Raw genomic sequence first — 12328 nt, 5'->3', positions numbered from 1 at the left:
GTGCCCCCGGTCCGGAGCGATAGCCTTGTGACGTGATCAGCGCGATACCTCGCGGGGACATCGTCGTCCCTGCCCTGCGCCCGGTGACCACGGACGACATCCGTGACCGGGCGGCGGTCGCTGGTCTTCGCGGGCGGGGCCGTTCGGGAGGGGCGCCGCAGGCGCCCACGGGGGCCACGGGAGCGCCGGGCACGCGGGAGGCGCACAGAGCGCCGAGAGCGGCGTCAAGGCCCTCCACGGCACCGTACATGGCCGATAACACCCCGCCGATCTCTCCAAGCGGCATAGCGTCGAAGCAGACCGGACACCCCGCGTCGTGGCGTTACGTCGGAGAAGAGACCGTACTTCCTTCTACGTCACGCAACGGCGCGCGACAGGAGCCAGAGGACAATGCAGACCAAGCTGGACGAAGCCAAGGCCGAGCTGCTGGAGAGGGCCGCTCGGGTAGCTGAGAACAGCCCGGTCGGGGGGTACCTACCGACTGGGACGACGGGCGAGGACACCCCCGACCGGGACACCGTGCTCGCGTTCCTTCAGCGCTACTTCCGGCACACCGCCCCCGAGGACCTGGCCGAGTGCGACCCGGTGGACATCTTCGGAGTGGCCTTCTCGCACTACAGAATGGCCGAGATGCGCCCACAGGGCACGGCCAACGTGCGGGTGCACACCCCGACCGTCGAGGAGAACGGCTGGACGTGCAGCCACTCCGTCGTCGAGGTCGTGACGGACGACATGCCGTTCCTCGTCGACTCCGTGACGAACGAGTTGTCGCGCCAGGGACGCGGCATCCACGTCGTCATCCACCCGCAGTTCGTCGTCCGCCGGGACCTGACCGGCAAGCTCCTCGAGGTGCTGCCCGCCGTGCCCGAGGGGGAGTTGCCGCACGACGCGCACCTCGAGTCCTGGATCCACGTCGAGATCGACCGGGAGACCGACCGCGCCGACCTCAAGCAGATCACCGCCGATCTGCTGCGTGTCCTGTCCGACGTCCGCGAGGCCGTCGAGGACTGGGAGAAGATGCGCGACGCCGCGGTGTCCGTCGCCGAGGGGCTGCCGACGGAGCCCATGCCGCGCGACCTGCCCGACGTGGAGCGCGAAGAGGCCCGCGAGCTGCTGCGCTGGCTGGCCGGCGACCACTTCACCTTCCTCGGCTACCGCGAGTACCAGCTCCGCGACGACGACTCACTGGCCGCCGTGCCCGGCACCGGTCTCGGCATCCTGCGCTCCGACCCGCCCCACGCGGGCGAGGACCACCACCCGGTGAGCCCGTCCTTCGAGCGGCTGCCGGCCGACGCCCGGGCCAAGGCCCGCGAGCACAAGCTGCTGATCCTCACCAAGGCCAACAGCCGGGCGACCGTGCACCGGCCCTCGTACCTCGACTACGTCGGTGTGAAGAAGTTCGACGAGAACGGCGACGTCGTCGGCGAGCGCCGCTTCCTCGGCCTGTTCTCGTCCGCCGCCTACACGGAATCCGTGCGCCGCGTGCCCGTCGTCCGGCGCAAGGTCGACGAGGTCCTCAAGGGCGCCGGGCTCTCGCCCCACAGCCACGACGGCCGTGACCTGCTCCAGATCATGGAGACCTATCCCCGCGACGAGCTGTTCCAGACGCCCGCCCGCGAGCTGCAGTCGATCGTCACCTCCGTGCTCTACCTCCAGGAGCGGCGGCGGCTGCGCCTCTACCTGCGCCAGGACGAGTACGGGCGCTACTACTCGGCCCTCGTCTACCTGCCGCGCGACCGCTACACCACGGCCGTCCGGCTGCGGCTCATCGACATCCTCAAGGATGAACTCGGCGGCACCAGCGTCGACTTCACGGCCTGGAACACCGAGTCGATCCTCTCCAGGCTGCACTTCGTGGTGCGCGTCCCGCCGGGCACCGAGCTGCCGCAGCTGTCCGACTCCGACAAGGAGCGCATCGAGGCGCGGCTCGTGGAGGCCGCCCGCTCCTGGGCCGACGGCTTCGCCGAGGCGCTGAACGCCGAGTGCGGCGAGGAGCGCGCCGCCGAACTGCTGCGGCGCTACGCCAACGCCTTCACCGAGGGCTACAAGGCCGACCACACCCCGCGCGCCGCGGTCGCCGACCTCGTCCACCTGGAGCGGCTCGGTGACGAGAAGGGCGGCAGGAACTTCGCCCTCAGCCTGTACGAGCCCGTGGGCGCCGGCCCCGGCGAGCGCCGCTTCAAGATCTACCGCAAGGGCGACTCCATCTCCCTCTCCGCCGTCCTGCCCGTACTCCAGCGGCTCGGCGTCGAGGTCACCGACGAGCGGCCGTACGAACTGCGCTGCGCGGACCGCACGACCGCGTGGATCTACGACTTCGGGCTGCGCCTGCCCCGGTCGCTGTCCGGCACCGGGGACTACCTCGGCGACGACGGCCGTGAGCGGTTCCAGGACGCGTTCGCCGCCACCTGGACCGGGCAGGCCGAGAACGACGGCTTCAACGCCCTGGTGCTGAGCGCCGGACTGACCTGGCGGCAGGCGATGGTGCTGCGGGCGTACGCCAAGTACCTGCGCCAGGCCGGTTCCACGTTCAGCCAGGACTACATGGAGGACACCCTCCGGAACAATGTCCACACCACCCGGCTGCTGATCTCGCTCTTCGAGGCGCGGATGTCGCCGGAGCGCCAGCGGGCGGGCCGGGAGCTGACCGACGCCCTCATGGAGGAGCTGGACGCCGCCCTCGACCAGGTCGCCTCGCTCGACGAGGACCGGATCCTGCGGTCCTTCCTCACCGTCATCAAGGCGACCCTGCGCACCAACTTCTTCCAGGAGGAGACCGGCGGCACGCCGCACGACTACGTCTCCATGAAGTTCGACCCGCAGGCCATCCCGGACCTGCCGGCGCCGCGCCCCGCGTACGAGATCTGGGTGTACTCGCCGCGCGTCGAGGGCGTGCACCTGCGCTTCGGCAAGGTCGCGCGCGGCGGGCTGCGCTGGTCCGACCGGCGCGAGGACTTCCGGACCGAGATCCTCGGCCTGGTCAAGGCGCAGATGGTGAAGAACACCGTCATCGTGCCGGTCGGCGCCAAGGGCGGGTTCGTCGCCAAGCAGTTGCCGGACCCGGCCGTGGACCGCGACGCGTGGCTCGCCGAGGGCGTCCGCAGCTATCGGACGTTCATCTCGGCGCTGCTGGACATCACCGACAACATGGTGGCCGGTGAGGTCGTGCCGCCGCCGGACGTCGTCCGGCACGACGGCGACGACACGTACCTGGTGGTCGCGGCCGACAAGGGCACGGCGACGTTCTCGGACATCGCCAACGAGGTCGCCGGGAAGTACCACTTCTGGCTCGGCGACGCCTTCGCCTCCGGCGGCTCCGCGGGCTACGACCACAAGCGCATGGGCATCACCGCCCGCGGCGCCTGGGAGTCGGTCAAGAGGCACTTCCGGGAGCTGGGCGTGGACACCCAGACCGAGGACTTCACCGTCGTCGGCATCGGTGACATGTCCGGTGACGTGTTCGGCAACGGCATGCTGCTGTCCGAGCACATCCGCCTGGTCGCGGCCTTCGACCACCGGCACATCTTCATCGACCCGAACCCGGACGCGGCGACCTCGTACGCGGAGCGCCGCCGGCTGTTCGAGCTGCCGCGTTCCTCCTGGGCCGACTACGACACCGGGCTGCTGTCGGCCGGGGGCGGCGTGTTCCCCCGCGGGGCCAAGGCGATCCAGCTCAACGGGCACATCCGCGAGGCGCTCGGCATCGACTCCGGCATCACCAAGATGACGCCGGCCGACCTGATGAAGGCGATCCTCACGGCGCCGGTGGACCTGCTGTGGAACGGCGGCATCGGCACGTATGTGAAGGCGTCGGCGGAGACGCACGCGGACGTCGGCGACAAGGCCAACGACGCCATCCGCGTGGACGGCCGCGACCTGCGGGTCAATGTGGTCGGCGAGGGCGGCAACCTGGGTCTGACCCAGCTCGGCCGGATCGAGTTCGCCCAGCACGGCGGCAAGATCAACACCGATGCCATCGACAACAGCGCGGGCGTGGACACCTCCGACCACGAGGTGAACATCAAGATCCTGCTCAACGCGGTCGTGGCCAACGGCGACCTGACGCTCAAGCAGCGCAACCAGCTGCTGGCCGAGATGACCGACGAGGTCGGCGCCCTGGTGCTGCGCAACAACTACGCGCAGAACACGGCGATCGCCAACGCCCTGTCCCAGTCGAAGGACATGCTGCACGCGCAGCAGCGGTTCATCCGCCACCTGGTGCGCGAGGGCCATCTCGACCGGGCCCTGGAATTCCTGCCCACCGACCGGCAGATCCGTGAGCGGCTGGGCACCGGGCACGGCCTGACCGGCCCGGAGACGGCCGTCCTGCTGGCGTACACGAAGATCACGGTGTCCAGGGAGCTGCTCGACACGGCGCTGCCCGACGACCCGTATCTGCGCACCCTGCTGCACGCGTACTTCCCGACCGCGCTGCGCGAGAAGTTCGCCGAGCAGATCGACACCCACGCGCTGCGCCGGGAGATCGTGACCACCGTCCTGGTCAACGACACCGTCAACACCGGCGGCACGAGCTTCCTGCACCGCCTCCGGGAGGAGACGGGCGCCTCGCTGGAGGAGATCGTCAGGGCGCAGACCGCGGGCCGCCAGATCTTCCACGCGAGCGCGGTGTGGGACGGGGTCGAGGCCCTGGACAACGAGGTCGACGCGGACGTCCAGACCCGTATCCGCCTGCACTCCCGCCGGCTGGTCGAGCGGGGCACGCGCTGGCTGCTCAACAACCGGCCGCAGCCGCTGGAGCTCGGCGAGACGATCGCGTTCTTCAAGGACCGTGTCGAGCAGGTGTGGAGCGAGCTGCCCAAGCTGCTGCGCGGCGCGGACCTGGAGTGGTGGCAGAAGATCTACGACGAGCTGACGGGTGCCGGTGTCCCGGACGAACTCGCCACACGGGTCGCCGGGTTCTCCTCCGCCTTCCCGGCGCTCGACATCGTCTCGGTGGCCGACCGCATGGGCAGGGAGCCGATGGCCGTCGCCGAGGTCTACTACGACCTCGCCGACCGGCTGCGGATCACCCAGCTCATGGACCGCATCATCGAGCTGCCGCGCGCCGACCGGTGGCAGTCGATGGCGCGCGCGGCGATCCGCGAGGACCTCTACGCGGCCCACGCGGGCCTGACCGCCGACGTCCTGGCGGTCGGCAACGGCGCCTCCACGCCGGAGCAGCGCTTCCAGGCTTGGCAGGAGCGGAACGCGGCGATCCTGGGAAGGGCGCGCACGACCCTCGACGAGATCGCGAACTCGGATTCCTTCGATCTCGCGAATCTGTCGGTCGCGATGCGCACGATGCGCACGCTGCTGAGGTCACACGGCTAGCGCCTGGTCACGCAGGACCCGGTACGGCGAGGGGGCACCCCAGGACGATGGGGTGCCCCCTCGCCGTACCCGGGATGATCTTCCCGCCCGGCGGCCGATTCCGGGACCCTTGCCGCGACTTAGGGTAATTACCTCTTCCTCCTTACCTTTCCCGTAAAACGGGACATTGCGGCTAGGGTTGGCGTGATCGCCGGACCAGTGGAGGACCCGTACCCGTGACTGTGAACCTCGCCGAGCAGCGTCCCCAGGCCGCTCGTGCGGCCGTCGAGGCCGATGTTCCCCCCGTGCCCGCCCCCGTCCTGGAGCCCGCCCCCGCCCTCGCGCCCGCCCCCGTTCCCCGGCCGGCCAGGGTGCGGCGGTTCGCGGTCGAGGTGGCCAAGTTCGGGGTCGTCGGCGGCAGCGGGGTCGCGGTCAACTTCCTCGTCTTCAACTTCCTGCTGCACGGCCTGGCCCGGCCGCCGATGACGGCGACCGTGCTCGCGAGCGTCGTCGCCATGGGCACCAACTACCTCGGATTCCGTTTCTTCGCCTACCGTGACCGCGCCTCGCGCACCGGCCGGCAGATCGCGCTGTTCTTCGTCCTCAGCGGGATCGGCGTGGTGATGGAGAGCGCGCTGTTCTACGCCGCCTACCACGCCCTCGCCATGAACGGGCCGTTCGGCTCCAACGTCGCGAAGGCGCTGTCGATCGGGCTGGCCTCGGCGTTCCGCTTCCTGGTGTACCGGACGTGGGTGTTCCAGCACGGGGCGAGACACGGCGCCGGCACCCGATGAGCGTCGCGGCCGAGAGAACCGGCGGACTCCGGGGTGCCGGAAGGGTCACGGGGGCCCGGACCGGCGGGACCGGCGGGACCGGCGGGGCGGGCGGGTCCGGTGCGGCCGGCGGTGCCAAGGGGCCCTGGGGTCCGCTCGCGACCGCAGGGGCGCCGCGCGGAACGGGCGGTGCCGCACCGTTCCTGCTGTGGGCGGCGGCGGCGCTGCTCGTCGTGCTGATGGTGCTCGTCGTCGGCCGGCTGCCGTGGGACGGCGACCTCGGCATGCACGCGGCGACCCTGGAGAGGCTGCGGCACCGGCTGCTCGACCCCGGCAACCCGCTGGTCGACGAGAACACGCCGAGCCCGTACTACTCGCCGTGGACCGTCTTCCTCGGCGTCGTCGCCCGCGTCACCGGGCTGTCCGTCTGGGCCGTGCTGCGCATCGGCGCGCTCACCGGGCTGACGCTGCTGGTGACGGGCGTGTGGCGGTACGTCCGCGCGCTGAGCGCGCACCCCCTCGCGCCACCGCTCGCCCTGCTGTGCCTGGTGCTGCTGTGGGGCACGCACGTGTTCAAGTGGAGCGGCTTCCTCGGGCTCAACTCCCTCGCGCTGACGGTGGCCTACCCGAGCGTGTTCGCGCTGGGTCTGGCCTTCCACTTCTGGGCGCTGCTGACGGGGGCGCTGAGGGAGCGGCCCCCGAGGTGGCTGCCCTTCCTCGGTCTCGGCGCGATATGGGCGGTGATGCTGCTCAGCCACCAGTTCACCGGGGTGGTGGCGACGCTGGGCGCACTGGCCACGGTGGCCGGGGCGCGGGCCGGGCGCCGGGCCTGGCCGCGGCTGGGGGCCGGAGCCGCGCTCGGTGCGGCCGTTCTGGTGCTGTGGCCCTACTACGACTTCTTCGCACTGCTCCGGGCGGACGAACTGGAGTCGATCCACCAGCCGCTGTACCGGGACCTGTTGGCCCGTCACTGGCTGGTGCTGCTCGGGATCGTGGCGCTCGCCGCACGGGCGCGGCGGGACCGGCGGGACCCGCTGGCGGTGTTCTTCCTGCTGGGGGCAGTGGTGTTCGCGGCCGGCGGGCTGACCGGGCACTGTTCCTGGGGGCGGGCGCTGCCCGCCGCGGTTGTCCCGGCGCAGCTCGCCGTGGCCGTGGAGGTGGCCGGGGCGGCCCGCGGGCGATCGCGGACCGCGGGGGCGGTGCTGCTGGCCGGAGCACTGGCCGCCGGGGCGTGGACGCAGGCGCAGACCGTGGGCTACGTGACCGGGCCCGGCGCCCTGCCCGGCGTGGTCGCGGCGAAGTACCAGGTGCCGTGGGCGGGGTACCGCTGGATCACGCCGTGGGTGCGGTACGGGGACGTGGTGATGGCGCGGACCTTCCCCGCGCGGCAGATCCCGGCGTACGGGGCGTACACCGTGGCGCCGGGGTACCCGGACTTCTTCCTGCCGGACGCCGGCGCGCGGGAGGCCGCGGTGCGGACCTACTTCGGCGCGGGGGCGTCCCGCGGCGAGCGGATCGGGGTGCTGCGGTCGTACGGGGTGCGATGGGTGGTGCAGGAGCCGTCCGGCGGGGGGCTGCCGGCCGGGGACGGGACGCTGCGGCGGGTGGCCGCGGGGCCGGACGGCCAGGTGCTGTACGAGGTCCTGCGCTGACGGCTTCCGTGCCGGGGGCCTCCGCCCCGGTGCCCGCCGCTGCCGCACCACCGCAGGAGCCGGGCCCCGGTGGTGGTGCGGCAGCGGCGGTGGCCGCTACTTCCCCTGCTTCGCCGGAGCGGGCGAAGCCGCGCCCTTCGGCTTGTCGCCGTTCGTGAACTCCTCGTAGGCGGCGAGGACTTCCTCGGTCGGTCCGTCCATGCGCAGCACTCCGCGCTCCAGCCACAGCGCCCGGTCGCAGGTGTCCCGGATCGCGCCGTTGCTGTGGCTGACCAGGAAGACCGTGCCCGCCTGCTGGCGCAGTTCGCGGATGCGCGCCTCGGACCGCTTCTGGAAGGAGCGGTCGCCGGTGGCCAGCGCCTCGTCGATGAGCAGGACGTCGTGGTCCTTGGCGGCGGCGATCGAGAAGCGCAGCCGGGCGCCCATGCCCGAGGAGTACGTCCGCATGGGGAGCGTGATGAAGTCGCCCTTGTCGTTGATGCCGGAGAAGTCGACGATCTCCTGGTAGCGCGCCTTGATCTGCTCGCGGGACATGCCCATCGCCAGGCCGCCCAGGATGACGTTCCGCTCGCCCGTGAGGTCTCCCATCAGGGCCGCGTTCACACCGAGCAGGGAGGGCTGCCCGTGGGTGTAGATCTTGCCGTTCTCCACGGGCAGCAGCCCGGCGATGGCCCTGAGCAGCGTCGACTTGCCGGAGCCGTTGGTGCCGATCAGGCCGATGGCCTCACCCTTGTAGGCGGTGAAGGAGACGTTCTTCACCGCGTGCACCCGGCGCACCCCGGCCGCCTTCTCCGCCTGCTTGCGGCGCACCATGCGGTTGAGCGCGGCCGTCGCGGAGCCCCGGCCGGAGCCGGTGCCGTTGACGCGGTAGACGATGTCGACGCCGTCGCAGATGACGGTGGGGATCCGCTCGTCGTTCACAGAATCAGCCACGGCCGTACTTCTCCTCAGCCTTCCAGAAGTAGATGAAGCCGCCGACGCCCGCGAGCAGGGCCCAGCCGATCGCGTAGGCCCACACGTGGTGGGGGAGCTGGTGTGCGTGGAAGCTGTCGATGAGCGCGAAGCGCATCAGGTCGATGTACACCGCGGCGGGGTTGGCCTTCAGCAGGACCTTCACGATGTACGGGATACTGCTGTCCTTGAGCATCGAGTCGATGCTCCACATGACGCCCGACACGTACATCCAGGTGCGCAGCAGGAACGGCATCAGCTGCGCGATGTCCGGCGTCTTCGCGCCGATCCTGGCCATGATCATGGAGACGCCCGCGTTGAAGGTGAACTGCAGGACCAGGATCGGCACCGCGAGCACCCACGAGAGCGCCGGCGGCACCCCGACGCAGAACAGGATCACGACGAGGGCGACCATCGAGAACAGCAACTGCTGGAGCTGCTGCAGCGCGAAGGAGATGGGCAGCGCGGCACGCGGGAAGTGCAGGGCGCGGACGAGGCCCAGGTTGCCGGAGATCGCGCGGGTGCCCGCCATGATCGAGCTCTGGGTGAACGTCCAGACGAACACGCCCGTCACCAGGAACGGGATGAAGTCGGCCACGCCGTGCTTGGTGCCGAGCAGCACGCCGAAGATGAAGTAGTAGACCGCCGCGTTCAGCAGCGGCGTCATGACCTGCCAGACCTGGCCGAGCTTCGCCTGGCTGTACTGGGCGGTGAGCTTGGCGGTGGCGAAGGCCGTGATGAAGTGGCGGCGCTCCCACAGCTGACGGACGTACTCCGACAGGGAGGGGCGGGCGCCGCTGACGGACAGGCCGTACCGGGCGGCCAGCTGCGCGGGCGTCTCGCCTGCCGCGGGTGCCGTGGGGGGCGGTGTGTCGAGGACCTGGCTCACATCCGCTGCTTTCGCTCGGGGGTCGGGTGCGGCGAACCGGTCCGTAGTCTCCCCCCGTCGTGGCCCCGCCGATACCGCGTTCCTGGGGCCTTGTGCCACTCTTGGGGGTTTGAATGGCCGCGCTTTACGTCGAGACGGGACCGTATCGTCGCAACGTGAGCGTAAGCCGTCCCGACGTCGGGACGCAACCGTTTCGTCGTTACGCCCTATGCTGGTGCGCATGACCACGAACGCCGACACTCCCCAGGTGAAGCGGCGCCGCAGGGCGCCCGCGGGTGCGGCCGTGCTCCGCGAGGACGTGACGGAGGCCATCCGGGTGGCGGTCTTCGAGGAGCTTGCCGCCGTCGGCTACGCCCGGATGTCCATCGAGGGCATCGCACGCCGGGCGGGTGTCGGCAAGACGGCGGTGTACCGCCGGTGGCGCTCCAAACTGCACCTGGTGCTCGACCTGGTCTCGGCGGTCGCGGTCCAGGGCCTGCCGGCCCCCGACACGGGGACACTGGAGGGTGACCTGCGCCTGCTGTACGAGGTGACGTCCCGCGCCTTGCGCCACCCGGTGGCCGGCCAGATCATCCCGGACCTCCAGGCGGAGGCCGCGCGCAACCCGGACATGGCCGACGCCATGCAGAAGGCGCTGCGCGAGGGCCAGCAGAGCGTGGCGAGCGGCATCGTCGCCGCGGCCGCCGCCCGGGGCGAGATCCGCGAGGGCGTCGACACGGACCTGGCCCTCGACCTGATCTCGGGCCCGCTGTACTGGCGGGCCGTGGTGGTCCGCAGCCCGAAACTCCCGAAGGACTATCTGGCGGGCCTCGCCCGTGCGACGGCGGGCGCGCTCAAGGCGCTGTGACGCGCTCTACGCGCTCTACGCGCTCAAGGCGCTGTGACGCGCTCTACGCGCTGTGCGGCGGTGGGCGCGCGCTCGAGGCGCCGTGCGGCGGCAGGTCGTCGCGGCACGGCTCCCGGACCGGAACGCGGAGGCGGGACCGGCCGCCGGTCGGCGATCGGTCCCGCCAGGGTCCGCTGTCCTTCTCCTGCCGTCAGTAGATGGGGGTGAACCCGACGCCGCACAGTGTTCCGATGTTCGCCGTGGTGAAGGGGGCGATGGTGGGCGTGCACGCCGCCCCGTAGACCGTGCCGTCGGGGCCCACCACGGTGAGGAAGAGGGTGCCGGTGGAGGTCGACTCGGTCACGGCCACGGACGCGTCCACGACGCAGGTCGGGGTACCGCGGACCGCTGTGAGGTCGATCCAGGCCGTGGAGTTCCGGCTGTCGTTGAGGAAGGCGTGTCCTTCGGCCGTCGTCACGCGGAAGACCGTCCCCTCCAGCGTGCCGAAGTCCACGACGGCGGAGTCGACGGTGTGGTCTCCCTGGTCCCGATCCCCTCCCAGGCTCCGCAACGTGCACGTCGTGGTGCCCTGGGTGGCGGACGACGACTGGTCGGTGTCGTCCGCGGACGCCGGTGCGGCCACGAGAGCCCCGACGAGGAGGGCCCCCGACACCGTCGCGAGCCCTCTGGCCGCCCAAGCGAGCTTCTTCATTCCTGCCTTCCTCTCCATTGATGCAAAGGCCGGCCGGCGACCGAGAAGAAGGCGTCTCCCTGAGCGAAATGCCGCCTGTCATCCAGAACGCCGCAAACGACCTCTTTTCGGCGATCAATATTCCAGGCGGAGAATGCGACTGTCCGCACACCGTTCCGACTCATCGCCCAGGGGGAGTAGGCGTTGTGCTCCCAATGGAGCCCGAGGGCGCGGCGGCGGGGTCGGGCCGAAAGCTCAACTCCGTGCCGCTCCCGGATGCCTCAGCACCCATCCCTCCCACGCCGACGTGATCATGTCGTCCACGCCGTACTGCGCCGTCCAGCCCAGTTCCTTGGCGATGCGGTCGGCCGAGGCGACGACGCGGGCCGGGTCGCCGGGGCGGCGGGGGGTGGACGTCGGCGGGATGTCGTGGCCCGTGAGCGCGTTGATGCGGTCGATCATCTCGCGGACCGACACGCCTTCCCCGCGGCCGATGTTGAGGGTCAGGTCGACGCCGGGGGAGGACCCGAGCGCACGGGCCGCGGCCACGTGGGCCTCCGCCAGGTCCACCACGTGGATGTAGTCGCGCACGCACGTGCCGTCAGGGGTCGGGTAGTCGTCGCCGAAGATGCGCGGGGGCGCGTTTCCGGTCAGCTTCTCGAAGACCATGGGGATCAGGTTGTACACGCCGACGTCCGCCAGGTGCGGCGCCGCCGACCCCGCCACGTTGAAGTAGCGCAGGGACGCCGTGGCCATGCCCGTCGCGCGGGACGTGGCGCGCACCAGCCATTCGCCGGCGAGCTTCGTCTCGCCGTACGGCGACATCGGCGCACACGGGGTCTCCTCCGTCACCAGGTCCACGTCCGGCATGCCGTACACCGCGGCGGAGGAGGAGAACACGAAGGAGGGAACGCCGGCCGCCGTCACGGCTTCCAGCAGGACGCGCAGGCCCTCCACGTTCTCCCGGTAGTAGTGGAGCGGCCGTTCCACCGACTCGCCGACCTGCTTCTTCGCCGCGAGGTGCACGACACCCGTCACGGCGTGCTCGGTCAGCGTCCGGCGCAGCAGTTCGCCGTCCAGGGTGGAGCCCACGACCAGCGGCACCGTGGCGGGTACGCGCTCGGCGATGCCGGTGGACAGGTCGTCGTACACCACGGCCCGCTCGCCCGCCTCGGTCATGGCGCGGACGACGTGCGCCCCGATGTAACCGGCGCCGCCGGTGATCAGCCAGGTCAT

General features: G+C 71.1%; 8 protein-coding genes. 4 read left to right on the top strand and 4 right to left on the bottom strand.

The window, feature by feature from the left end; genetic code table 11:
* Positions 1–390: 390 nt before the first annotated feature.
* The 3 genes from ACFYMU_RS19830 (at position 391) to ACFYMU_RS19820 (ending at position 7735) form a co-directional block, all read left to right on the top strand.
* Positions 391–5331: an NAD-glutamate dehydrogenase gene (locus ACFYMU_RS19830; protein WP_388374502.1), complete on the top strand. Its 4941-nt coding sequence runs from the start codon at positions 391–393 to the stop codon at positions 5329–5331.
* A gap of 215 nt (positions 5332–5546) precedes the next feature.
* On the top strand, positions 5547–6104 hold the full coding sequence (locus tag ACFYMU_RS19825; RefSeq protein WP_388374500.1) for a GtrA family protein: 558 nt from the start codon (positions 5547–5549) through the stop codon (positions 6102–6104).
* A gap of 218 nt (positions 6105–6322) precedes the next feature.
* Positions 6323–7735, top strand: coding sequence for a hypothetical protein (locus ACFYMU_RS19820; protein ID WP_388374563.1), 1413 nt, complete (start codon positions 6323–6325; stop codon positions 7733–7735).
* 96 nt (positions 7736–7831) lie between these two features.
* On the opposite strand, the gene ACFYMU_RS19815 is transcribed toward ACFYMU_RS19820, so the two are convergent.
* A complete protein-coding gene (locus ACFYMU_RS19815) occupies positions 7832–8668 on the bottom strand; it encodes an ABC transporter ATP-binding protein (RefSeq protein ID WP_388374498.1) in 837 nt (278 codons plus the stop codon).
* Positions 8661–9575 (bottom strand): ABC transporter permease, encoded by a 915-nt coding sequence (locus ACFYMU_RS19810; protein ID WP_388374496.1) that lies wholly within the window; start codon positions 9573–9575, stop codon positions 8661–8663. Before ACFYMU_RS19810 ends, ACFYMU_RS19815 begins: the two co-directional genes overlap by 8 nt.
* Before the next feature lie 220 nt (positions 9576–9795).
* On the opposite strand from ACFYMU_RS19810, the gene ACFYMU_RS19805 reads away from it, so the two are divergent.
* The gene (locus ACFYMU_RS19805) at positions 9796–10422 is read left to right on the top strand and encodes a TetR/AcrR family transcriptional regulator (protein WP_388374494.1); all 627 of its coding nucleotides are present in this window, start codon (positions 9796–9798) and stop codon (positions 10420–10422) included.
* A 190-nt stretch (positions 10423–10612) separates the two neighbouring features.
* Here the strand turns inward: ACFYMU_RS19805 and ACFYMU_RS19800 are convergent, their stop codons facing one another.
* Positions 10613–11113, bottom strand: coding sequence for a hypothetical protein (locus ACFYMU_RS19800; RefSeq protein WP_388374492.1), 501 nt, complete (start codon positions 11111–11113; stop codon positions 10613–10615).
* Between the two features lie 234 nt (positions 11114–11347).
* On the bottom strand, positions 11348–12328 hold the full coding sequence (gene galE / locus ACFYMU_RS19795) for a UDP-glucose 4-epimerase GalE (RefSeq protein ID WP_388374490.1): 981 nt from the start codon (positions 12326–12328) through the stop codon (positions 11348–11350).

The sequence above is a fragment of the Streptomyces sp. NPDC007264 genome, from assembly GCF_042869095.1.
In the GTDB taxonomy this organism is placed as follows: Bacteria; Actinomycetota; Actinomycetes; order Streptomycetales; family Streptomycetaceae; genus Streptomyces.
Note: the sequence above shows the minus strand (reverse complement) of the source record. Positions and strands in the feature narration are given on the sequence as shown.